At 58.7% G+C, this 23,323-nt stretch carries 26 protein-coding genes; 14 read left to right on the top strand and 12 right to left on the bottom strand.

Going from position 1 to position 23,323, the window contains the following annotated elements:
- Position 1: 1 nt before the first annotated feature.
- The 10 genes from gmk to phoB all read left to right on the top strand — a co-directional run bounded on the left by gmk (position 2) and on the right by phoB (position 9,802).
- Positions 2–637, top strand: a complete 636-nt coding sequence (gmk, locus tag RD1_RS12140; protein WP_011568803.1) for a guanylate kinase — start codon at positions 2–4, stop codon at positions 635–637.
- Positions 634–1,161 carry a gamma carbonic anhydrase family protein gene (locus tag RD1_RS12145; RefSeq protein WP_011568804.1) on the top strand — a complete coding sequence of 176 codons (528 nt, stop codon included), beginning with the start codon at positions 634–636 and terminating at the stop codon, positions 1,159–1,161. Before gmk ends, RD1_RS12145 begins: the two co-directional genes overlap by 4 nt.
- 1 nt (position 1,162) lies before the next feature.
- Positions 1,163–2,350, top strand: coding sequence for a trans-sulfuration enzyme family protein (locus tag RD1_RS12150; protein ID WP_011568805.1), 1,188 nt, complete (start codon positions 1,163–1,165; stop codon positions 2,348–2,350).
- 18 nt (positions 2,351–2,368) lie between these two features.
- On the top strand, positions 2,369–3,412 hold the full coding sequence (locus tag RD1_RS12155; RefSeq protein ID WP_011568806.1) for a sensor histidine kinase: 1,044 nt from the start codon (positions 2,369–2,371) through the stop codon (positions 3,410–3,412).
- A gap of 194 nt (positions 3,413–3,606) precedes the next feature.
- Complete coding sequence (locus RD1_RS12160) at positions 3,607–4,647, top strand: PstS family phosphate ABC transporter substrate-binding protein (RefSeq protein ID WP_011568807.1); 1,041 nt, start codon at positions 3,607–3,609, stop codon at positions 4,645–4,647.
- 86 nt (positions 4,648–4,733) lie between these two features.
- On the top strand, positions 4,734–6,221 hold the full coding sequence (gene pstC / locus RD1_RS12165; protein ID WP_044033126.1) for a phosphate ABC transporter permease subunit PstC: 1,488 nt from the start codon (positions 4,734–4,736) through the stop codon (positions 6,219–6,221).
- Positions 6,218–7,582: a phosphate ABC transporter permease PstA gene (pstA, locus tag RD1_RS12170; protein ID WP_011568809.1), complete on the top strand. Its 1,365-nt coding sequence runs from the start codon at positions 6,218–6,220 to the stop codon at positions 7,580–7,582. Before pstC ends, pstA begins: the two co-directional genes overlap by 4 nt.
- A 12-nt stretch (positions 7,583–7,594) precedes the next feature.
- On the top strand, positions 7,595–8,392 hold the full coding sequence (pstB, locus tag RD1_RS12175) for a phosphate ABC transporter ATP-binding protein PstB (protein ID WP_011568810.1): 798 nt from the start codon (positions 7,595–7,597) through the stop codon (positions 8,390–8,392).
- A gap of 4 nt (positions 8,393–8,396) precedes the next feature.
- Entirely contained in the window at positions 8,397–9,107 is a 711-nt protein-coding gene (gene phoU, locus RD1_RS12180; protein ID WP_011568811.1) for a phosphate signaling complex protein PhoU, read from the top strand.
- Between the two features lie 5 nt (positions 9,108–9,112).
- The gene (phoB, locus tag RD1_RS12185) at positions 9,113–9,802 is read left to right on the top strand and encodes a phosphate regulon transcriptional regulator PhoB (protein WP_011568812.1); all 690 of its coding nucleotides are present in this window, start codon (positions 9,113–9,115) and stop codon (positions 9,800–9,802) included.
- Between the two features lie 5 nt (positions 9,803–9,807).
- Here the strand turns inward: phoB and RD1_RS12190 are convergent, their stop codons facing one another.
- Positions 9,808–10,644: a 3-keto-5-aminohexanoate cleavage protein gene (locus RD1_RS12190; RefSeq protein ID WP_011568813.1), complete on the bottom strand. Its 837-nt coding sequence runs from the start codon at positions 10,642–10,644 to the stop codon at positions 9,808–9,810.
- Positions 10,645–10,886: 242 nt separating this feature from the next.
- Between RD1_RS12190 and RD1_RS12195 the strand changes: the two genes are divergently transcribed.
- Entirely contained in the window at positions 10,887–11,879 is a 993-nt protein-coding gene (locus RD1_RS12195; protein ID WP_011568814.1) for an IS30 family transposase, read from the top strand.
- Between the two features lie 177 nt (positions 11,880–12,056).
- Positions 12,057–12,494 (top strand): type II 3-dehydroquinate dehydratase, encoded by a 438-nt coding sequence (gene aroQ, locus RD1_RS12200; protein WP_011568815.1) that lies wholly within the window; start codon positions 12,057–12,059, stop codon positions 12,492–12,494.
- A gap of 80 nt (positions 12,495–12,574) precedes the next feature.
- Here the strand turns inward: aroQ and tsf are convergent, their stop codons facing one another.
- On the bottom strand, positions 12,575–13,450 hold the full coding sequence (gene tsf, locus RD1_RS12205; RefSeq protein WP_011568816.1) for a translation elongation factor Ts: 876 nt from the start codon (positions 13,448–13,450) through the stop codon (positions 12,575–12,577).
- Positions 13,451–13,531: 81 nt separating this feature from the next.
- Entirely contained in the window at positions 13,532–14,314 is a 783-nt protein-coding gene (gene rpsB, locus RD1_RS12210) for a 30S ribosomal protein S2 (protein ID WP_011568817.1), read from the bottom strand.
- A gap of 279 nt (positions 14,315–14,593) precedes the next feature.
- On the opposite strand from rpsB, the gene RD1_RS12215 reads away from it, so the two are divergent.
- The gene (locus RD1_RS12215; RefSeq protein WP_011568818.1) at positions 14,594–15,181 is read left to right on the top strand and encodes a PA14 domain-containing protein; all 588 of its coding nucleotides are present in this window, start codon (positions 14,594–14,596) and stop codon (positions 15,179–15,181) included.
- A gap of 7 nt (positions 15,182–15,188) precedes the next feature.
- Here RD1_RS12215 and RD1_RS12220 read toward each other — a convergent pair whose 3' ends face one another.
- The 3 genes from RD1_RS12220 to RD1_RS20700 all read right to left on the bottom strand — a co-directional run bounded on the left by RD1_RS12220 (position 15,189) and on the right by RD1_RS20700 (position 17,079).
- On the bottom strand, positions 15,189–16,010 hold the full coding sequence (locus RD1_RS12220; protein ID WP_011568819.1) for a lysophospholipid acyltransferase family protein: 822 nt from the start codon (positions 16,008–16,010) through the stop codon (positions 15,189–15,191).
- Positions 16,007–16,771 carry a GNAT family N-acetyltransferase gene (locus RD1_RS12225; protein ID WP_011568820.1) on the bottom strand — a complete coding sequence of 255 codons (765 nt, stop codon included), beginning with the start codon at positions 16,769–16,771 and terminating at the stop codon, positions 16,007–16,009. The genes RD1_RS12220 and RD1_RS12225 overlap by 4 nt, the downstream gene beginning before the upstream one ends.
- A gap of 125 nt (positions 16,772–16,896) precedes the next feature.
- A complete protein-coding gene (locus RD1_RS20700) occupies positions 16,897–17,079 on the bottom strand; it encodes a DUF3553 domain-containing protein (RefSeq protein WP_074958620.1) in 183 nt (60 codons plus the stop codon).
- Positions 17,080–17,106: 27 nt separating this feature from the next.
- Between RD1_RS20700 and RD1_RS12230 the strand changes: the two genes are divergently transcribed.
- Positions 17,107–17,703: a histidine phosphotransferase family protein gene (locus RD1_RS12230; RefSeq protein WP_011568821.1), complete on the top strand. Its 597-nt coding sequence runs from the start codon at positions 17,107–17,109 to the stop codon at positions 17,701–17,703.
- A 99-nt stretch (positions 17,704–17,802) separates the two neighbouring features.
- Here RD1_RS12230 and RD1_RS12235 read toward each other — a convergent pair whose 3' ends face one another.
- The 6 genes from RD1_RS12235 to rpmA all read right to left on the bottom strand — a co-directional run bounded on the left by RD1_RS12235 (position 17,803) and on the right by rpmA (position 23,312).
- Positions 17,803–19,068, bottom strand: a complete 1,266-nt coding sequence (locus tag RD1_RS12235; RefSeq protein WP_011568822.1) for a glutamate-5-semialdehyde dehydrogenase — start codon at positions 19,066–19,068, stop codon at positions 17,803–17,805.
- 29 nt (positions 19,069–19,097) lie between these two features.
- A complete protein-coding gene (gene proB, locus RD1_RS12240) occupies positions 19,098–20,222 on the bottom strand; it encodes a glutamate 5-kinase (protein WP_011568823.1) in 1,125 nt (374 codons plus the stop codon).
- Positions 20,210–21,244 (bottom strand): GTPase ObgE, encoded by a 1,035-nt coding sequence (obgE, locus tag RD1_RS12245; RefSeq protein ID WP_011568824.1) that lies wholly within the window; start codon positions 21,242–21,244, stop codon positions 20,210–20,212. Before obgE ends, proB begins: the two co-directional genes overlap by 13 nt.
- A gap of 35 nt (positions 21,245–21,279) precedes the next feature.
- The gene (locus tag RD1_RS12250; RefSeq protein WP_011568825.1) at positions 21,280–21,816 is read right to left on the bottom strand and encodes a GNAT family N-acetyltransferase; all 537 of its coding nucleotides are present in this window, start codon (positions 21,814–21,816) and stop codon (positions 21,280–21,282) included.
- Between the two features lie 2 nt (positions 21,817–21,818).
- Entirely contained in the window at positions 21,819–22,421 is a 603-nt protein-coding gene (locus RD1_RS12255) for a LysE family translocator (protein WP_011568826.1), read from the bottom strand.
- A gap of 621 nt (positions 22,422–23,042) precedes the next feature.
- Positions 23,043–23,312: a 50S ribosomal protein L27 gene (rpmA, locus tag RD1_RS12260; RefSeq protein ID WP_011568827.1), complete on the bottom strand. Its 270-nt coding sequence runs from the start codon at positions 23,310–23,312 to the stop codon at positions 23,043–23,045.
- Positions 23,313–23,323 lie beyond the last annotated feature (11 nt).

A 23,323-nucleotide genomic window follows, 5' to 3' on the forward strand; every position in this document is an offset into this window, starting at 1 on the left:
CATGCGCCGCGGACTTCTGATTATCCTCAGCTCACCCTCGGGCGCTGGCAAATCCACCTTGGCGCGGCGGTTGCGGGACTGGGACACGGACATCGAATTCTCAGTGTCCGCCACGACCCGTGCCGCGCGTCCGGGCGAGGTTGACGGGCGTGAGTACCATTTCGTGGATGAGGCTGCCTTCAAATCGCAGGTGAGCAATGGGGGTATGCTGGAGCATGCGCATGTTTTCGGCAACTTCTATGGCTCGCCAAGCGGCCCTGTTCAGGAGGCCATCAACGCCGGTCGCGATGTGTTGTTCGACATCGACTGGCAAGGGGCGCAGCAAATCACCAATTCGGCCCTCAGCGCGCATACGCTGTCCATTTTCCTGTTGCCGCCCTCGATCCGCGAGTTGCGCAACCGTCTGGAGAAACGCGCACAGGATGATGCCGCAACCATCGCGCGCCGCATGGACAAGAGTTGGGATGAGATCAGTCATTGGGGCAGCTACGATTATGTGCTGGTGAATGACGATCTGGACACCACCGAGGCGCATCTGAAAACCATCGTAACGGCCACGCGCCTGCGGCGCAGCCAACAGCCGGGACTGACCGAACACGTGCGCCACCTGCAATCCGAATTCGAAAGGTTATCATGACGTTATACGCTTTAGGTGAGGATATACCTCAACTGCATGAGGACACATGGGTCGCACCGGGTGCGAACCTGATTGGCAAGGTTGTACTGGAAGCGGGGGCGTCTGTCTGGTTCGGGACAACCATCCGCGCGGATCACGAGGAAATCCGTGTCGGTGCGGGATCGAACGTGCAGGAAAACTGCGTCTTTCACATTGATGCCGGGTATCCGCTGCGCATCGGGGCGGGTTGCACGATCGGGCACAAGGTGATGCTGCATGGCTGCACCATCGGGGATAACTCCCTGATTGGCATGGGGGCAACGGTGCTGAACGGTGCCCGGATCGGCGCGAACTGCCTGATCGGTGCAGGGGCATTGATCACTGAAAACAAGGTGATACCGGATAATTCTCTGGTGATGGGTGTGCCGGGCAAAGTCGTGCGTGAACTGGATGCGGCTGCGATTGAGGGGCTGAGGAACTCGGCGCTGCACTACCAGAAAAACATGCGTCGCTTCAAACATGAGATTCGCGCTATAGAGATTTGATATGAAAAACGAAAAAGCGTCGGTGATACGGCCTGATGCCCTCCCGCATTCCGCCTCAAGACCTGTGGTCACACCGCTGAGCCCGTCGGTTGTTTACGCCTCGGACACACCGGACATGCTGGACCAGCAGTATGAAGGCGGGTTGCAGGGCTATACCTATTCGCGCGAAGGGCACCCGAATGCGGATGTGGTGGCCAAACGGCTCGACCGAATGGAAAATGCGCCCTTTCCGGGGGTGATGACCGGGTCCGGCATGGGGGCTGTGTCCGCGGTTTTGCTGGGGCTGACACGCTCCGGGGACCATGTGATCGGCGGCAATCAGCTATATGGTCGCTCGCTGCGCATGACGAGCGAAGACCTGCCCCGGCTTGGCATTGCCACGACTTTGGTGGACGCGGGCGACATCGACGCTGTGCGCGCAGCCTTGCGTCCCACGACCCGGATGATCCTCGTCGAAGTTGTTTCAAACCCGACACTGCGGCTTGCGGATATCGCGGGTCTTGTTGATCTGGCGCGTGAATCTGGTGTGCTGCTGGTGGTGGACAACACATTTACCACTCCGATGGCCTTCAAGGCGCTGGATGCGGGTGCGGATGTGGTGATCCATTCGGTGACCAAGCTGCTGGCAGGTCATTCCGATGTGATGCTGGGCTATGTTGCGGCGCGGGACAAAGCGTTGAACGACCGCTTGCGCGTCTTTGCCGTGACCATGGGGCTCTCGGCCAGTCCGTTTGACTGCTGGCTGGCGGAGCGCGGTTTGCTAACTCTTGAGTTGCGGTTCGAGCGGGCGCAACGCACGGCGGCTCTTCTGGCCGATCATCTTGCCGGTCTTCCGGGTGTCAAACGGGTGCTTTATCCCGGGCGCGCCGACCACCCGGACACCCTGCGGGCAAAGGCGCTGCTGAAGGGCAGGAACTGCAATATGGTCAGCTTTGAACTGGATGGCGCGCGGCACGCGGCGAATGCCTTTACCCGTGCGGCAGAGGGGTTGTCTTTTGCGCCAACCCTCGGGGATGTGGGCACGACGCTGTCGCATCCTGCGTCCTCGTCGCACCGGGCACTGAGCCCCGAGCAACGCGCCGCCCTTGGGATATCGGAAGGGTTTTTTCGTGTCTCTGTCGGGCTCGAAGACCCCGATAATCTCTGCGCGATCTTTACGGAAGCGGTCAGCGCGGCTGTGGCCCCCTAGCAAGGATTAAAAACACCCATGGCAGAGGCAATTCACGAGGTGCTCGCGGCCCTGCCGATGCCGGTTTTGGCCATAGGTGGCAGCGAACGCATCGTGTCGGCAAATGATGCGGCCAAGGCGCTGCTCGGGCAGGGGGTTTCCGGGCGCCATTACGTCACCTTTTTGCGCCAGCCACAGCTGATTGAAACCATTGCCGCCGTGTTGCAGGACAGCCAGCCGCGCGTGTCGCAGTATTTCTCCAGCGACGGAATCGAGGATACCACCTTTCGTGTCACCGTTGGGGTGCTGGCGAACATGCGCGTTGTGTTGCTGAGTTTTCAGGACGTCAGTCATCTGGAACAGGCGGATCAGATGCGCCGGGACTTCGTTGCCAATGTCAGTCACGAGTTGCGCACGCCGCTTACCGCACTGATGGGGTTCATCGAAACCCTGCGCGGGCCTGCGCGCGAGGATGCGGCCGCACGGGACAGGTTTCTTGACATCATGGAGGGCGAAGCCGGACGGATGAACCGGCTCGTGGGGGATCTGCTCTCCCTCAGCCGGGTCGAGGGAAACCAGCGGGTGCGCCCGCAAGATCGCGTGAACCTCAGCGATGTGGTGCAATCTGTGGCGCGCACCCTGGCACCGCTGGCGAATGATACGTCGGTGGTGCTCGAATGCGACCTTCCGCAGCAACCGGTGATCCTGATCGGAGATGCTGACCAGCTGATGCAAGTCATCACGAACCTTGTGGAAAATGCCGTCAAATACGGCGGGTCCGGTGGGCGGGTTGCAATCAAACTGACCGAAGTTGCACGGGATACATCGCTGCGCGCGCCGGGCGTTCTGATCAGCGTAACCGATTTCGGACCCGGCATTGATCCGGTGCATCTGCCGCGCCTGACCGAACGGTTTTACCGCGCTGACAGCCACCGCAGCAGGGCTTTGGGGGGCACGGGCCTGGGGCTGGCCATCGTCAAACACATCATAAACCGGCATCGCGGGCGTTTGCGCATCGACAGCGAACTGGGGCAGGGGTCCACGTTCACCGTTGTCCTGCCGCTTGACCTTAACAGCGCCTGAAACGAACCCACTTCGGGTCCGCGCAGCAACATCGCAGTTTATTTTCGTCATAAAATCAGATAGATATGTTATTTTCTGCCATGTCATAAAACCGTTACAAAACTGTCACAAAAGGATAGCGTCCAATCCTTAGCTATCCGGCAAGCGGTTGTGCATACGGTCATCCGCAGATTCGTTTCATGACAGGAGCTATCATGACGTTTGTAAAAATATCTTCCTCCGCGCTGGCGATTGCCGTCGTTGCCGCAACATCTGCTACGGCGCGCGATCAGGTGCAGGTTGCCGGATCATCCACGGTTTTGCCCTATGCCGCCATTGTGGCTGAAGCATTCGGCGAAAACTTCGAGTTTCCGACGCCCGTCGTTGAGTCCGGGGGATCCTCGGCGGGTCTCAAGCGCTTTTGTGAGGGCGTTGGCGAAAATACAGTCGATATCGCCAACTCGTCCCGTCCCATTCGCGAGCGCGAAATCGCGGCCTGCGCCGAAAACGGTGTGACGGACATCATCGAAGTGCGCATCGGTTATGACGGGATCGTCTTTGCCAGCCAGCAGACCGGCCCTGCCTTTACCGAATTCCAGCCTTCGGACTGGTACACGGCACTGGCCGCAAACCTGCCGGTTGACGGTGAGATGGTCGCGAACCCAAACATGACATGGGACGCAGTCAACCCGGCGCTGCCAGCGGTGGATATCGCGGCCTTCATTCCCGGCACCAAACACGGCACCCGCGAAGTATTCGAGGAAAAGGTTCTGCTGCAGGGCTGCGAGGATACAGGTGCGATGCAAGCCATGATGGACATGGGCATGGATGAAGACGCGGCCGAAAGCGCCTGCATGGCCGTGCGCACAGACGGCAAATCAGTGGATATCGACGGTGATTACACCGAGACTCTGGCGCGGATCGAAAGCAATGCCAACGGCATCGGCGTTTTCGGGCTGGCGTTTTATGAAAACAACACCGACAAGCTGAAAGTGGCCACCATGGGTGGTGTGGAGCCGACGACAGAGACGATTTCGACCGGTGAATACCCCGTGTCGCGTCCGCTGTTCTTTTACATCAAGAAGGCGCACATCGGTGTGATCCCGGGACTGAAGGACTTTGCCGAGTTTTTCGTTTCCGACGACATTGCGGGGCCGGATGGTCCGTTGGCTGAATATGGTCTGGTGTCCGATCCGGCGCTGGCCGAGACACAGGCCGCTGTCGCAGATGAAGACGTGTTGGGCAGCAACTCCTGACCTGAACAGAGACAAAAGCGGCGAAAGGCGGCAATTTCCTGCGGCCTTTCGCTTTACTTGAAGTGGCATGCGAAAAGGTTGGGTGCATGACGATCGGGCTTACGGGATTTATTGTTCTGGCCATTCTGGCCCTGACAATCGCTTCCTTCATGATGGCAAAGACGCGCGCGACGTCCGCCGCGGGGGGCGACATCCGGCTTTTGCATTCCTTGCCGAATTACTACGGCTACAACGCTGCGATGTTTGCGGCTGTTCCCGCCTTTGGCATGTTGGTCATCTGGCTGCTGGCGCAGCCGATGATGATCGAAAACACGGTCTATAACCTGCTGCCGGAGAGTATCATCGCCGAAGGTTCGAGCCGGAGCCTCGTCATGAGTGATGTGCGCCGGGTGGCCGAAGGGCTTGATATCGCCGTGGCGGCCGGCGCCTTGACGAAAGATGAAGCCGATCAGATCACCACCGGTACGGCCGACATCCGCGCCATACTCGGCGGTGTCGGCGTCGCGCTCGGATCAGATGTTGCGCCCGAGGTTTTGGCCGCAGCACAGCAGTATCGCGACAAATCCTCTACCGGGTCGGCCTGGATGGCAGTGATTGTCCTTGCTGCCGCCCTGGTGGGGGCCGCCGCGAGCATTTTTGCCAGCAAGGCCGATTTCAGGGCGCGAAACGTCGTCGAACGCTTTGCGCTCGGGATGTTGATGCTTGCGGCATCGCTCGCGATTCTGACCACGGTGGGGATCGTCCTGTCGATGCTGTTTGAGAGCATGAATTTCTTTCGCATGCACCCGTGGACGGATTTCTTTTTCGGCGGCACGTGGGCGCCGAATTTCCGGGGTGACAGCGATCTTTCCATCCTGCCGCTGCTCTGGGGGACGCTGTATATCTCGATTGTTGCCTTGCTGGTTGCGGTGCCGATCGGGCTTTTTGCGGCGATTTACCTGTCAGAATATGCAAGTCCGCGCGTGCGCTCCTTTGCCAAGCCGCTGCTCGAAATCCTCGCCGGTATTCCTACGATTGTGTACGGCCTCTTTGCGCTGCTGACGGTCGGGCCGTTTCTGGTGAGCATCTTTGGACGCGGGGATGCGGGCCTGCTCGGTGTCGAATGGATGAGCGGCGCAACGGCTGTGCTGACTGCGGGGCTGGTCATGGGGATCATGCTGATCCCTTTCGTGTCGTCCCTTTCAGATGATATCATCAACGCGGTGCCGCAGGCATTGCGCGACGGCTCATTGGGGTTGGGGTCCACAAAATCCGAAACGATCCGTCAGGTCGTTCTGCCCGCAGCCTTGCCCGGCATCGTTGGCGCGGTTCTTTTGGCGGCGTCCCGCGCGATTGGCGAAACGATGATCGTCGTGCTGGGGGCAGGGGCCATCGCCAAATTCTCGCTCAACCCGCTGGATGCAATGACGACCATTACCACACGGATCGTCAGCCAGTTGACCGGTGACACGGATTTTGCCAGCGCGGAAACCCTTGTCGCCTTTGCCCTTGGCCTCACCCTCTTTGTGCTGACCTTGGGCTTGAATGTGATCGCGCTCTATATCGTGCGCAGATATCGGGAGCAGTACGAATGAGCGACGCGACAACCACTGCAATACCATCCAGTCCCTCCGCCCCACCACGCAAAGGATCGCTGCTGACGCAGGATGCGCGCACCAAAAAGCGCAACGCGGCGGAGACGCGGTTCAAAGCCTATGGTTTGATTGCGATTTCGATTGGCTTGCTGATGCTCATCACGCTGATTTTCAATATCGTGTCGCGTGGCACCGGCGCGTTTCAGCAAACCTTTGTCACGCTGGAGGTGAGCCTGCCGGCGGACAAGCTGGACAAGGCCGGCAACCGCAACCCGGACGAGATGCGTAAGGTGTCAACCTTTGGCTATGCCCCTTTGTTGCGCACCGCATTCGAAGAGCATGTGGCGGAACAAGGCTATGAAACCGACCTCAGCCCCAAGGAAATGGCCGGAATTCTTTCCGGCGGCGCGCAGGCGCAGTTGCGGAATTTCGTGCTGGCGGACCCTTCGGTTGTCGGGCAACGGGTGGCGTTCGAATTTCTCGCCTCTGGCCGGGTGGATGGCTATCTGAAAGGCCGCGTGAGCCGCGACAGCATCGAGAACGACAAGAACATCAGCCCTGCGCAACTGGATCTGGTGGATCAGCTTGTCGAGGCGGGGACCATCGAGAAGCGTTTCAACCTCGCCTTCATCACCGGTGCCGACAGTTCGGGCGCGCGTCCCGAAGCGGCCGGGATCGGCGTGTCGATGATCGGCTCGCTGGTCATGATGCTGGTGGTGCTGGTGCTCGCCCTGCCGATTGGCGTCGCTGCCTCGATCTATCTTGAGGAATTCGCGCCGAAAAACTGGATCACGGATGTGATCGAGGTCAATATCTCGAACCTCGCGGCGGTGCCTTCGATTGTCTTTGGCATTCTGGGTCTGGCGGTCTTTATCAACTACATGCATTTGCCAAACTCCGCCCCCTTGGTGGGCGGGCTGGTGCTGACGTTGATGACCTTGCCCACGATCATCATCTCGACGCGCGCATCGTTGAAAGCCGTACCGCCCTCCATCCGGGATGCGGCCCTCGGGGTAGGGGCGTCCAAGATGCAATCCGTGTTTCACCACGTCCTGCCCCTTGCCGCGCCCGGCATCCTGACCGGGACCATCATCGGACTGGCACAGGCTTTGGGAGAGACGGCACCCTTGTTGTTGATCGGCATGGTCGGCTTCATTGCCTCCAACCCGCCTGACAGTATTGCCGCAGGGTTGATGGATCCAAATTCCGCCATGCCTGCGCAGATCTACGAATGGGCCAAACGCTCCGACCCGGCATTTTACGAACGCGCCTGGGGTGGCATTATCATACTGCTGGGGTTCCTTGTGAGCATGAACACCCTTGCTGTCATCCTGCGTCGCCGGTTCGAGCGGCGCTGGTAAAGGAACACTGTTATGAATGATATGAGAATACTGGAGAGAGATGTGGATGCGAAGGCCATCAAGATTTCGGCAAGGGACGTGCAGGTCTTTTATGGCGACAACCACGCGATCAAGGACGTCAATGTAGAGATACAGGACAAGACCGTCACTGCCTTTATCGGCCCGTCCGGATGCGGCAAGTCCACGTTCCTGCGCTGTCTCAACCGCATGAATGACACGATTGACGTGTGCCGTGTGCAGGGGCGCATCACGATCGACGGCGAAGACATCTATGACAAGCGTGTCGACCCGGTCCAATTGCGGGCAAAGGTCGGAATGGTGTTTCAAAAGCCGAACCCCTTTCCCAAATCCATCTATGACAATGTGGCCTATGGGCCGCGCATCCATGGGCTGGCGCAGAACAAGGCGGAGCTGGACAACCTCGTTGAAAACTCGCTGCGCCGTGCAGCCCTCTGGGGGGAAGTCAAGGATCGTCTTGGCGCGCCGGGCACCGGCTTGTCGGGTGGTCAGCAACAGCGGCTGTGCATCGCCCGCGCCGTGGCAACGCAGCCCGAAGTCCTGCTGATGGATGAGCCCTGTTCCGCGCTGGACCCGATTGCAACCGCACAGGTTGAGGAATTGATCGACGATCTGCGTCAGAACTATTCGGTCGTCATCGTGACGCATTCGATGCAACAGGCCGCGCGCGTCAGTCAGAAAACCGCCTTCTTCCACCTCGGCAACCTCGTGGAGTATGGGGAAACAGGGACGATTTTCACAAACCCCGAAGACCCGCGCACCGAAAGCTATATCACCGGGCGGATTGGATAAAATCATGATTGAACATCAACACATCGCATCGGCCTTTGATCGTGACCTTGAGGCGATACAGGCCCAGATCATGAAGATGGGTGGACTGGTTGAAGCCGCCATTCGCAACGGTGCACAATCGCTGGATACCCGTGACGAAGAACTTGCCGAAGAGGTGCGCGAGGCAGATAAAACCGTCGATGCGCTTGAAGAGACAATCAACGAAGAGGCGGCGCGCGTCATTGCCCTGCGCGCCCCTACGGCGCGGGACTTGCGGCTGATCCTCAGCGTAATCAAGATCAGCGCGAACCTTGAGCGGATCGGAGATTACGCGAAAAACATGGCCAAGCGGACCGGTGTTCTGGCCCAGATGGCGCCGGTGGATGACAGCAGTGCCGCCTTGCGCCGGATGGCGCGCGAGGTCGAACATATGCTCAAGGATGCGCTCGACGCCTATGTGCAGCGCGATGCGGAACTGGCGATGGATGTGATCGCCCGCGACAAGGAAGTCGATCAGATGTACAACGCGCTGTTTCGCGAATTCCTGACCTTCATGATGGAAGACCCGCGCAACATTACAGCCTGCATGCATTTGCATTTCATCGCCAAGAACATCGAGCGTATGGGGGATCACGTGACGTCGATCGCCGAACAAGTTGTGTATCTTGTGACCGGCGAGCATCCGGAAGATCCGCGCCCAAAGGCGGATCAAACCTCCGTGGTCGCCAAGGGGTAAGGCGGATGTCGGCTGATCAACCTCTTGTTTTAGTTGTCGAAGATGAGCCTGCGCAGCGCGAGGTGCTGGCCTATAATCTGGAGGCTGAAGGCTTTGCCGTCAGCCGCGCGGAAAACGGCGAAGAAGCGATGATGCTGGTGGATGAAACAGCACCTGATCTGATCGTGCTGGATTGGATGATGCCAAACCTGTCGGGCATCGAGGTGTGTCGTCGGTTGAAGACAAGGTCTGAAACCCGCGCGATTCCGATCATCATGCTGTCTGCGCGCTCGGAGGAAGTGGATCGCGTGCGTGGACTGGAGACAGGCGCGGATGACTATGTGATCAAACCCTATTCCATCGTCGAACTGATGGCGCGGGTGCGCAGCCAGTTGCGCCGCGTGCGACCGGCGGCCACCGGCGGGCAGTTGGAATATGAGGATATTGTTCTGAATGCCGCAAGCCATCGCGTGAGCCGCGGCGAAAACGAACTGAAACTTGGCCCGACCGAGTTTCGCCTCTTGTCCACCTTCATGGAAAAACCGGGCCGTGTGTTTTCACGCGAACAATTGCTCGACCGTGTGTGGGGTCGCGATATTTACGTGGATACGCGCACCGTGGACGTTCATATCGGACGGTTGCGCAAGGCGCTGACACAGTTTGGCGGTTCGGATCCGCTGCGCACGGTGCGCGGCGCGGGATACGCGCTGGGGTAGGGACGTCAGACGCGCGTCGGTCTCAGCCCGAGAATGGCGCGCGCTTCGGCGCAGGTCGCGACGGGGCGTTCGTATTTTTCACATAATTCAGCGGCCCGTTTGATCAGCGCCGCATTCGAGGGCGCAAGCGTGTTGCGGTCAAGGCGCACGTTGTCCTCAAGGCCTGCGCGGGTATGACCGCCGGCGGCGATGGCCCACTCGTTAACCTCAATCTGTGCAGCACCAATCCCGGCAGCACACCATGCCCCATCGGGCGCTCTTGAGTGCATCGTCTCGACGTAAAAGTCGAAAACCCGCTTGTCTGCAGGCATCGCATTTTTGACGCCCATAACGAACTGCACATACAAACGACCGAACAGTTTACCGGCGCGGTGCATCGCCATTGCTTGCAGAATGTGACTGAGATCAAACGCCTCGATCTCAGGTGTCACTTCATAGCGCTGCATTTCGCCGGCGAGCCAGGCTACGAGATCCGGCGGATTTTCGTAAACGCGCGTCGGGAAATTGTTTGACCCGACTGAGAGAGAGGCCATATCCGGACGCAGTTTCAACATGCCGCCACGCTCACGACCTGCACCGGATCGACCTCCGGTCGAAAACTGAATAATCATGCCCGGACAGTGCTTTTCAATGCCTTCTTTGAGCGCCGCGAATTTCTCCGGATCAGACGATGGGGTTTCATCGGCGTTTCGTACATGAGCATGACAAATGCTGGCACCAGCCTCAAAGGCCGCATGCGTGCTTTCTATCTGTTCACTAACGGTGATTGGGACCGCCGGGTTCACCGCCTTGATTGGCACACTGCCGGTGATCGCCACACACAGAATACATGGGCTTGTCACGTTTCAGCTCCTTTAACCGAGAATTCGCTAAACCGGACAAAATCATATCTGAGCAACGGGTGACACATCATATTGCACACCAACACGCCAATGATAAAATCGCGCAATATTGAGCACCAGATATGATGGGCAATATTTATTTAACATAATGTTGATTATAAATAACCGCATCCAAGCTGCGGCAAATTCTAAACTGGGTTGCGACAATTCCCCTATCTTGCTGAAAAGCAAGGAGAACGGACATGGCCCACACAGAGCTGGATTTGCGTGAAAGACGCGCAATCGAAGACATGCTGAATGCAAAAGTGCCTGTGAGCAAGATCGCGGCCGAGATCGGCAGGCACCGCTCGTCGATCTATCGCGAGATCAAACGCAATGGTTTTGAAGATGAAGAGTTGCCGGAACTGAGCGGCTACTACGGGATCGTCGCGCAGCGTGAAGCCTCCAAACGCCGCGCTCGAAGACGCAAGCTGATCCGGCTGGAGGACCTTCGCGACCATGTCGTCGCTCAGTTGAAGATCGGCTGGACGCCCGAGCAGATCGCGGGTCGTTTGGGACACGATGACCAGCCTGTTCGGGTCAGCCACGAAACGATTTACGCTTACGTCTACAGCCCTGAGGGCCAGTCCGAACAACTGGCGCGTCATCTCCCCAGCAGACGCAAGAAACGGCGGCCGCGCTATGCCAGACGACCCAGTGGCCAGGTTTTCCCGCCGGATCGGTCCATCCATGAACGCCCTGACTACGTGAAGACGCGCGAGACGTTCGGCGAATGGGAAGGCGATTTGATGATCTTTGAACGCTCTCAAGGCACAATGAACGTAGCCTCATTGGTCGAACGCAAGACCCGGTTCGCTGTCCTGTTCCGTAACAACGACCGCAGCTCGACACACTTCATCAACAAGCTGATGGATGTAATGGAACCCCTGCCTCAGCCTGCATGGCGCTCAATCACCTTTGATCGGGGCTTTGAGTTCCGCGCATGGCGCAAACTGAAATCCGGCATCGGCACCGACAGCTGGTTCTGCGACCCACAGGCACCCTGGCAGAAAGGATCGGTCGAGAACCTGAACAAGCGGGCCCGCCGATATCTGCCCCGAGACACCCAGCTCGCGGCGCTCTCAAATCGCAATATGAAGGCGATTTGTGACCGCCTGAACGGGACACCAAGAAAGTGCCTTGGATGGCGAACACCGACAGAGGCCTTCAGAGAAGAGATGATGAAACTGAGATAGCGGAAAACGTCGCAACGACTCTTGAGCCATCACGCGTGGGATCAAAAACGAAGTGCACGACAGATGTGACGGTCATGTCGCAGTGTCAAAATGATGACGCACGCCCCTGCGTCGTTGCTGGACAGGGTGTTTGGGACCTGTCACTTCACGTCCTATACAGCAAGCGAGCGAGATATCATGGTTTCAGTTCTCATTCTCAACGGTCCAAACCTCAATCTGCTGGGAAGCCGTCAGCCTGAGGTTTATGGCAAAACCACTTTGGCTGATATTGAAGGTATGTGCCGGGCGCATGGGCAAAATACTGATCTTGAAGTAACTTTCAGTCAGTCCAATCATGAGGGTGCGCTGATTGACGCAATTCATGCCGCGCGTGGTACGCATGCAGGTATCATCCTGAATGCAGGCGCGTATACGCATACTTCTATTGCCTTGATGGATGCGATCGCCTCAGTTGAACTGCCCTCCATCGAGCTGCATCTCAGCAATGTGCATGCCCGCGAGGAGTTTCGCCATACATCCTATATCGCCAAAGTATGTATTGGTGTGATCTGCGGCTTTGGCGCACAAGGGTATCTGTTGGCGATGGACGCAATGAAAGCTCACTTAAAGCTTTAAGTGTTGATCTCTAGTGTCTGACTTTAAACAAAAAAGGACGCCCCGTCAGGAGCGTCCTTCCGCGCATTCTTGCGAAGACCCTAGCCTTTGACCGCTTTGGCCACCTCGGCTGCGAAGTCCTCTTTGACAACTTCAATGCCTTCGCCGACTTCAAGGCGTACAAATCCTGTGATCGTCGCCCCCGCCTCTTTCGCGGCGTCGCCAACTGTCAGATCAGGGTTCACAACGAAGGACTGGTTCAACAGGGTCACTTCGGACATGTATTTTTTCATGCGCCCGATGATCATCTTTTCGATCACCTGCTCGGGCTTACCGCTTTCACGTGCGATATCCATCTGCACCTGCTTTTCCTTCTCGACAACTGCCGGGTCCAGATCGGCCTCGGACAAGGACGCAGGATTCACGGCGGCGATATGCATCGCAACCTGCTTACCGAAGGCTTCGTCACCGCCATTCGTGGCAACCAGCACGCCGATCTTGCCCATGCCGGGAGCCGCCGCATTGTGCACATAAGACACCACGTTTTCGCCATCAATGCTGGACATCCGACGCACGGACATGTTTTCGCCAATTACCGCAACCGCATCGATCACTGCCTGTTCGACAGTCTTGCCACCCATGTCTGCCGCGCGCAGCGCGTCGATGTCGGATGCGCCCAACGCGACATCGGCAATGCCTGCAACCATTTTCTGGAAATCAGCGTTTTTGCCGACAAAATCGGTTTCGGAGTTCACTTCCACAGCAACCCCGTGCCCGCCTTGAACCTTGACAGCCACGAGACCCTCCGCCGCGGTGCGGCCGGATTTCTTGGCGGCCTTGGCAAGGCCCTTGGTGCGCAGCCAGTCCACGGCGGCTTCCATATCGCCATTGTTCTCGGTCAAGGCTTTTTTGGCGTCCATCATGCCTGCGCCTGTGCTGTCGCGCAGCTCTTTCACCATTGCGGCTGTAATCGCCATCTCAGGTTCTCCTTTGGGAATTATTCAGGTTCTCGGGGCAGGTATGTACCCTGCCCCACGTTTCGCGCCTGCGACTATGTCTCAGGCTTGCGCTTCTTCCGCAGGTGCTTCGGCGGCAACAGCCTCTTCGACCGGGGCCTCTTCCATGGCACCGAGGTCAACGCCCGCCGCACCCAGCTGCGCGGACATGCCGTCAAGCGCCGCACGTGCCGCGAGATCGCAATAAAGCGAGATCGCGCGCGAGGCGTCGTCATTGCCCGGGATGATGTAATCAATGCCATCGGGCGCGCAGTTCGTGTCGACCACCGCCACAACCGGAATGCCCAGTTTGTTGGCTTCGGCAACCGCCAGCGCTTCTTTCTTGACGTCGATCACAAAAATCAGATCGGGGCGTCCGCCCATCTCGCGGATACCGCCCAGGGACGCTTGCAGTTTGCCCTGGTCCCGCTCCATGCCGAGGCGTTCTTTCTTGGTGAGACCTTCAAAGCCACGCTCTGATTGCTCATCAATCGCTTTCAGGCGGTTGATCGACTGCGAAACGGTCTGCCAGTTTGTCAGCGTGCCGCCCAGCCAGCGGTGATTCATGTAATACTGTGCGCATTTCTCTGCGGCGTCGGCGATGGGCTGTTGCGCCTGACGCTTGGTGCCGACGAAAAGAATGCTGCCACCCTTGGCAACGGTGTCACGGATCGCCTGCAATGCCTGATCCAGCATTGGTACGGTTTGCGTCAGATCCATGATGTGGATGCCGTTGCGCGCGCCATAGATGAACGGACCCATGCGGGGGTTCCAACGCTGCGTCTGGTGGCCGAAGTGAACGCCTGCTTCAAGCAATTGGCGCATGGAGAACTCTGGAAGAGCCATGTTAGTCTACCTTTCCGGTTTAATCCTCGGCGGGGGCATGACACCGTTTGGTGCCAACCGGCGGACCGACAGGGATGTCTCCCCCATCAAGCCCAAACCCCGCCTGCGGGTTTCAGTGGGGGCCGTATAGGCCAGCACGTGGCGCGGCGCAATAGCCTATCGACCAGTTCCGTCTAAACGCCCCCCTTTCACCTTTGGGAGGCCTTGCATGCCCTAAGTGCCGCGCCCTAGACTGCGGGCAAGGGACCGGAACAGGTCACATCAATCTTGGGAGAATTCATGAAACACGATCTGATTGCAGCCGCAGTATCATTTGCAGTGCTCAGTCCAGTTGCGGCCGTTGCACAGGCCCTCACGCTGGCACCTGCGGACCCGCAACCAAACGCAAGCGCGCTGGCGCCGGGCCTTGCGGTCAAATACGCCACGATTCCGGGAAATGTGCGCTCGGTCGAACTGGCGCGCAAATCGCTGGACCGGCGCGCCGAAGCGGGGCCGCCCATTGCCGGGTTGTCCTTTGAGGATACCAATGAAGGCGACCGGGTTTTGACTTCTGAACGCGCTGAACAGGTCGCGGCGGATATCTCCGGTTTCATCAAGTTCGATGCAGCAGGCAGCTACACCTTCGATTTCCTCAGCAATGACGGGTTGCAGATCGCAATCGGCGGTCAGGAAGTCGGGTTTTACGACGGTGTCCACCCTTGTGGTTATGTCGGTGAGATCGAGGTCGAGGTGCCGCAGGCGGGTTATTACGCAGTGGAAGCCACCTATTTTCAGCGCAAGGGCACCGCCTGCCTGATGATGGAAATCGGACCGGACAGCGATGGGCTGGAACTGGCGTCGGATGACATTTTCTTTCATCAGCCCTGACGCGAAATCAGGCGGTGTGCCCGCTGCGCACCGCCGTCTCGGCCATCTGCGCGAGCGTTTTACGATCCGCACAGGCCGCCACCGCCAAGGGGGTGTGATACACCACCTCAACCTGACCATGTTGCGGTGCGGCCAGCAACATCAACAGATGCGGTCCGAATTCCATATCCCCCCACCATCCGTAAAACCGCGGGTCGGCCCCTTCGGGCGCGGTATAGCGTAGTGATACCGGCTGCACCTGAATCACGTGATGCAATTCCGGCACGAAAAACGCCGCAAACAGGCTCGATTTGAACGGCAGCACACGCAAACCGTCGCTGCTGGTGCCTTCGGGAAAGAACAGCAAACGGTGCCCTGCCCCGAGACGCTGCGCAAAAACCAAAGCTTGCTGCGCAGCTTTGGCGCGGCTGCGTTCGATGAAAACGGTGCCGGTGGCGCGGGCGAGCCATCCGATGCCAGGCCATGCTGCCACCTCGGCCTTGGAGACAAAATAAGCCCGGGTCGTCGCGTTCAGCACAAAGATATCCAGCCAACTGGAATGATTGGCCACCAGCGCGCCGGCGGTTTTTGCAGGGCCGCCAACCGTGTGCAGTGTCAACCCGATGATGCGCAGCGCATTGCGGCAGACAAACACGGCAATAAACGGGGTCAGTGGGCGTTGCGCCCCAAACAGCGGTCTTTCGATCAGACGCAAGAGCAAAAGCACCAACAGTCCACCAAAAACCAGCGCGCCCAACAAGATTCCCTTGATGCCCACACGGACCCAGCCGACCGGACCAATGCTCGGCGCAGGCGGCGGTGGGGTCGTGCTGTACCAGGTCGGGCTCAATCGCCGCCCCCCTGATAAACCCGCGCCTGCCGCTGGTTCATCTGCGCGGTGTCCAGCACCAGACAGACGTCGGTGGTATTGAATGCATGGTCGATGAACGCTCCCTCCCCTACGAAGCCGCCCAACCGCAGGTAGGCTTTGATCAGCGACGGCACCTGCACCATGGCGGCGCGCCGGTCGAGGTCTTTTTCGGCAATCAAATCCATCGGCTGATACGCTTCTTCGCGCGCCCTTACACGCAACTTCGGCGGCGCAAGATGGCGGTGGTGCAGCAGCGACAAGGGCTGCGCCAGCGCCTTGGGGTCCGTACCATGAAAGCTCGCCACGCCGAAAAGCACCTCGATCTCGTGGCGCGCGATGTATCGCGCCAGCCCGCTCCACAAATGGTAAAGCGCCATGCCGCCGCGATAGTCGCGGTGCAGACAGGAACGCCCAAGTTCCAGAATCCGCCTCCCCGAGCTGACCAGCGCGGTCAGATCATATTCGGAGGCCGAATAGAATTCCCCCGCCTTGCGCGCCTGCGCCTGTCGCATCAAACGGTAGACGCCCACGACCTTGCCCTTGGTGGTATCTGTTAAAATCAGGTGTTCGAAATAGGGGTCGAACCTGTCCTGCTCCAGACGGTTCTCGTGATCCACCATGGCACCGCCACCGCCCAACTCCTCGACGAAGACCTCATATCTTAACGCCTGCGCAGCCCTCAAATCCTCTTCGCAGCTTGCCAGTCTCGTCTCAAAGGAAGGCGCAGAAGTCTTATTCATTTTGCGGTCTTGGTCCTTTGGTTGGTCGGGTGATGCCGCCCTATACCACGGTCGTGCAAAGCACCACGCGACCCTTTGACGGCTTTACAATATAAAGGCCGCCGTTAACCTTTTGGAAAGGATGTTCATCCATCAAAGACGGCACGCAATGCAACGCGAGCGCTATCAATGACAATCTTACCTTCATCTCTAAAATTTACGGTTAATTTGCCCCCAATGTTACTTTGCACTTGTCCTGTGCCCCATTCCGGGTGCTCTGGGTGCATGACCAGCATGCCCGGCGAAAATATAGCGTTTGTATCTTCCATTGTACCCTTTGCGCGCAGGAGAAAATAATGGGCCAAAGCAATATCAACCTTGGTGCCTTGATCGGCAGTCGCATCTGCCATGACTTGATATCGCCAATCGGCGCGATCAACAATGGCCTCGAACTGCTGGATATGTCCGGCGGCGCACCGGGCCCCGAGATGGACCTCATCCAGGAAAGCGTCGGCAATGCCAGTGCGCGCATCCGCTATTTCCGCGTGGCCTTTGGCGCTGCGGGGGAACAGATGATGGGGCGCGCTGAAATCGTGTCGATCATCAAGGATGTGATGCAGGGGTCGCGCCTCAATGTGGCGTGGGGCCCCATGGATGCACAGCCACGCTCTCACGTGCGCATGGCCTTTCTGGCGCTGCTGTGTGTGGAGACGGCCATGCCCTACGGGGGCCGTATCGAAATCAGTCAGGATGGCGGGCAATGGCTGCTGCATGGGCACGCAGACAAGCTCAACATCGACGAAGCGCTCTGGGATATTCTTGCCACGAAGGAGGCGCCGGATGATCTGCGCCCCGCTCAGGTGCAGTTTGCCCTGCTGCCCCTGATCGCAGGCGATATGAACCGCCAGACAGTGACAGAGATCGGCAAAAGCGAAATCAAACTGCGGTTCTAGAGCGTCACGCGAAATACATGAAACGCTTAACGCGGCCTGACATCATGGATATCAACGCATACTGCGATGATTGATACATCAAGTATCTGATCAGACGCTTCAGGCACGCGTTGTCCCGTCACCGCTCACCAGATACTTGAAACTGGTCAATTGCGCGGCCCCCACCGGTCCGCGCGCATGCATCTTGCCGGTCGCAATCCCAATTTCGGCACCCATCCCGAACTCCCCCCCATCTGCAAATTGCGTCGAGGCATTATGCATGACGATGGCTGAATCCAATTCCGTCATAAACCGCCGCGCAGCACGGGCGTCTTCCGTCAGGATGCAGTCGGTGTGGTTCGACCCATGGGTCCGGATATGCGCCATCGCATCGTCAATATCATCAACGACGCGGGCCGCGACGATCATATCAAGGTACTCCCGCCCCCAATCATCGGCCGTGGCCTTGACCACCCCTTGGATCGCGGACAGGGTTTCGTCCCCCCGCACCTCAACACCCGCGCGCATCAACTCTTTTATGACATCCGCGCCCAGTGTAGGCATCACATCCTTGTGGATCAGCAGGCATTCAGCCGCCCCGCAGATACCGGTGCGCCGCGTCTTGGCATTCATCACCACTTTGAGCGTTTTTTCAGCATCCGCTGCCGCGTCGATATAGATGTGCACGATCCCCTCAAGATGCGCGAAGACAGGAACGCGTGCCTCGCGCTGCACAAGACCGACCAGCCCCTTGCCCCCGCGCGGCACGATTACATCAATTGTATCGGTCATCGTCAGCATTTCGCTGACCGCCGCGCGATCCCGGGTGGGCACAAGCTGGATCGCGGCCTCTGGCAGATTGGCATCCCGGAGGCCCTGAACCAGACAGGCATGGAGCGCTTTGGAGGAATGAAAACTCTCCGAACCGCCGCGCAGAATGACCGCATTGCCCGCCTTCAGGCACAGCGCGCCCGCATCCACCGTGACATTGGGGCGGCTCTCGTAAATCACGCCGATAACACCAAGCGGCGTGCGCACCCGTTCAATATGCAGGCCCGTCGGCTGATCCCAGGCAGCGATCACTTCGCCGACCGGATCCGCCTGTTCCGCCACGGAGCGCAGGCTGGTGACGATCCCCCGCAAGCGCTCTTCATCCAGCAAAAGCCGGTCCATCATGGCATCGCTCAGCCCCTTGTCGCGCCCATAAGCGATGTCTTTTGCATTGGCCTCAAGGATGGCGGCGCGCTGCGTCCAGATGTGTTCTGCCGCAGAAATCAGGGCAGCGTGTTTACGTTCCACCGAGGCAAATCCCAAGCTCGCGGCTGCCTCTTTTGCGCGCTGACCGATCTGCGACATCATGGCCGACACACTGTCCATATCTTTCATCTGCTTACCCCCTCACGCCCTCTTCGAAATCAATCGCCATTCTGGATCGTTAATGCCATATCGTCCCGGTGAATCAAAGCCGCACGCGCGGGATAGCCAAGGACCGATTCAATCTCATTGGACTTGCGCCCCATGATCCTGCCCGCTTCCTCCGCCGTGTAGCGCACAAGACCGTGACCCACGGTATGCCCGGCCCCATCGGCGATCGCCACCGGGTCGCCGCGCTGAAAATGGCCCGTGATGTGCGACACCCCGGCAGGCAGCAGGCTCTTGCCCGACCGCAAAGCAGCCAGCGCCCCGCTGTCCAGATGCACAGTGCCTTTGGGTTTCATGGCGGCAATCCACCCCTTGCGCGCCGCCTGCGGGTCTGTATCGGCCCGAAACCATGTGGCCGCAGCACCCTCATTCAATGCCCGCAGCGGATTGAGAACGACGCCTTCGGTAATCGCCATCCGGCATCCGGCCGCGGTTGCAATCTTGGCCGCCATCAGTTTGGTTTTCATGCCGCCCTTGGACAGGCCGGAACAGGCGTCGCCCGCCATGTCCTCGATTTCAGGCGTGATTTCACCAATTTCATCAAAGCGTTGCGCGGTGGGGTCGATGTTGGGGTTGGCCGAATAGAACCCATCCACATCCGAGAGCAAGACAAGCTGATCCGCCCCGACCGTTACCGCGATTTGCGCCGCCAGCCGGTCGTTATCCCCAAAGCGGATTTCATCTGTGGCAATGGTGTCGTTTTCGTTCACGATGGGCACGACGCCCATGCTCAGCAGTTGTTTCAGCGTCGCGCGGCTGTTGAGATATCGCCGCCGGTTCGAGCTGTCATCCAGCGTCATCAGAACCTGTCCCGTGGTGATCCCATGCGGCGCGAGGACTTCTTCATAGGCGCGCGCAAGGCGGATTTGACCCACCGCCGCGGCCGCCTGCGCCTGTTCCAACGGCAAATCGGTGTCGGAGAGCTTCAGGATGCCGCGCCCTAGCGCGATAGAGCCGGAGGACACGAGCACGACCTTTACTCCCTGCCGCGTCAACCAAGCCACATCCTGCGCCAGCGACGCAAGCCACGCCTGCCGCAAGCCGCCCGCGTCCCGGTCCACCAACAGGGCGGACCCGATCTTGACGACCAGACAATCTGCGTCCGTCAGGGCCGCCATGGTTCTTTTTCCTCGACAGGTTTATGGCGCAGCGGCTCATCGCTGATCTCGCCGCGCAGTTTTCGCAACACATCAGTGACGCCGTCCCCGGCAACACCGGACATCGCCATCACACCCCCGCCACATACATTATTCAACTGTTTCAATGCCATTGCACGGCGCTCTTCATCCAGTGCATCAATCTTGTTGAGAACGGTAATGCGCGGTTTGTCCGCCAGACCAACGCCATAGGCTTCGAGTTCACCAATTATGGTATGGTAGTCCTCAATAAGGGTTTCGGAGGTGCCGTCAAAGAGATGCAGCAACACGGCACACCGCTCGATATGACCAAGGAAGAGATCTCCAAGGCCACGCCCTTCTGATGCGCCCTCAATCAGGCCGGGGATATCCGCCACGACAAATTCCGTGTTGTCGACACCCACAACGCCAAGGTTCGGATGTAGCGTTGTAAAGGGATAATCCGCAATCTTGGGGCGCGCATTCGAGGTCGCCGCCAGAAAGGTCGATTTCCCCGCATTGGGCAGACCGAGCAGGCCCACATCCGCGATCAATTTCAGGCGCAGCCACAGCGTTCTTTCGACACCGTCCTGACCGGGATTACTGCGCCTCGGGGCCTGATTGGTCGAGGATTTGAAATGCAGATTGCCAAAACCCCCGTTGCCCCCACGTGCCAGTTGCACCCGTTGGCCAACCTCGGTCAGGTCGCATATGACGGTTTCCTGATCCTCGTCGAGGATTTCGGTGCCCACGGGAACGCGCAATACAATGTCGTCGCCGTCTTTGCCCGTGCGCTGCCGGCCCATGCCCGGCTGCCCGTTCTTGGCAAAGAAATGCTGTTGATAGCGAAAATCAATCAAGGTGTTGAGCCCGTCAACAGCTTCGGCCCAGACCGAGCCGCCAGTGCCCCCATCGCCGCCGTCAGGACCACCGTATTCGATATATTTTTCGCGCCGGAAGCTGACACAACCGCCCCCGCCCGCGCCGGATCGAATGTAGACTTTGCATAGATCAAGAAATTTCATGCAAGCTTCCTAGCCTGAAGGGCGGCGCCCCTCAATTACAGTTTTTTCAGATACGTCCAGGTTGGCACTGTTGTCCCGCGCGCGACACTGAAACTTTCTGCATCGCCGAGGTATTCGAAACCACAATGCGTCAGAACCCGCGCCGAGGCCGGATTGTCCTGAAACACGCTGGCAAAGAATGTTTTATCCCCATGCGGGTTTGCATCGATCAGGGCCTGCACCGCTTCGGAGGCAAGACCTGTGTTCCAATAGGGCGGCGCGACCCAATATTCTATCTCGGATTGCTCCCGCTCAATGCGTTCGAGCGAAATCACCCCCATCAGTTCAGACGCATCCGCCTTTGAGCCGTCCATGGCCCAGATGTCCTGGTCGCGCTTATCCGCCATGGCGCGGGTCACATAGGCATCGACCATGCCGGGTGGTACCGGATGCGGGATCGATGTCGTCATTCGCGCGACCCGTTCATCCCCACCGTAGAGCTCGATCAGCCCCATGTCAGAGCGGCGCAAGGGGCGCAGGTCAAAACGCTCCGTTTCCACAAGGGCCCGTATTGCGATCTTTTCCATTTCCATCGTTATGCTCCTCCTCCGAACAACACGAAAAGTACCGAAGCGACGGTCAAAGCCGCCAGACTCCACATCAAATAAGGTTCACCCGCAGTCCCCGCGACGGTGCGGGCGATTGCGTCCCCCGCCAGCGTCCAGATCGGGTGCAGGACGATCTGACAGGCCAGCAGTACCACGGCGATTGTTACCGTGGCCTCAAGCGTCGGCGTGCCGGGGTCGACAAATGCGGTGAAACCGCCAACGATCATCGCCCATGCCTTGGGGTTGAGCGGGTGAACGATCAAACCGGCAACAAAACCGGGCGCCTGCGCGGTCTGCCCTGCCGTGTTCAGGCGCATATTTGCGACCTTCCACGCAAGCCAGATGATATAGGCGGCACAGATATATTTCAGCGTCTCGAACACCCAGGGCGCTCGTTCTGCCAGTTCCATCAGGCCAAAGCCGACGGGCCAGATCACAAGCTGCTTGCCCAAAGCGACGCCCGCGACAAACGGCAGTGCCGCGCGAAAACCATAGCGCGCGCCCGTGGCAAGGAGTGCCATATTCGCAGGCCCCGGCGTGCCGACCTGAGACGCGGCAAAGATCGCAAAACTGGCGACGGCAACGCTCATGCTGGAGTCACCCGGTTTGCAAAGGGCCAACACGCGCTTTGCAAAGTGGAATTTTGCAAAAATTGTATCTGCAAAGATGGTATTTGCAAACTTCCAACTCGGCTCGAACCATCATGAGGCTTGGGTGCCAGCCCAGGTTTCGCTCCACCTTTCCCGGCACCCGATTTGTCGGCCAGCATGCCAGAGCAAAGCCCATCACCAAAAGACGGACAGCCGCGTTTAAGAGTGCTGCGCATCTCCGTGGACCCGTCGTCTTGCCTCCGAACGGCTTCGTTTGACCCGTATCCCGGATGCACGTCGGCGGAACAATATTCAATAATCGCATGCCGCCCTGTCACCGCATGCGTTTTTCCCGTTAAGCGATGGCGCACAGGCAGGTGTTGCGCCTGCGTTTCTGGCCAAGCATGCTGCACCAGCGCGCGCCGGCACGATGCAGACAGGTTACTGAGTGCGGCCACAATGCGCGCGGCGCCACATCTGAAAACGGGACGCAGGATAGTCCTGCCAATATGGGCGCTCTTTGACATCACATTATCCTACTGTTTCCGCATGACATAAATGAGAAAAGGGACCGGCGGTAACGCCGATCCCCCTGATTGTGTCATGTCCTTGAGGAAGGGCTTATTCAGCGGCCTCCGCCACCGGCAGGACCGAAATAAATGTACGGTTTTTAAGACCCTTGTGGAAGGTCACAGCGCCATCAACGGTTGCAAAGATCGTGTGATCCTTACCCATGCCAACGCCTGCGGCTGGCCAGAATTTTGTACCGCGCTGACGCACGATGATGTTGCCGGGGATGACCGCTTCGCCACCGTATTTTTTCACGCCCAGACGACGACCCGCTGAATCGCGACCGTTACGGGATGAACCACCTGCTTTTTTATGTGCCATTTGGTCTCTCC

Origin of the sequence: Roseobacter denitrificans OCh 114 (assembly GCF_000014045.1) — a bacterium.
Taxonomy (GTDB): Bacteria; Pseudomonadota; Alphaproteobacteria; order Rhodobacterales; family Rhodobacteraceae; genus Roseobacter; species Roseobacter denitrificans.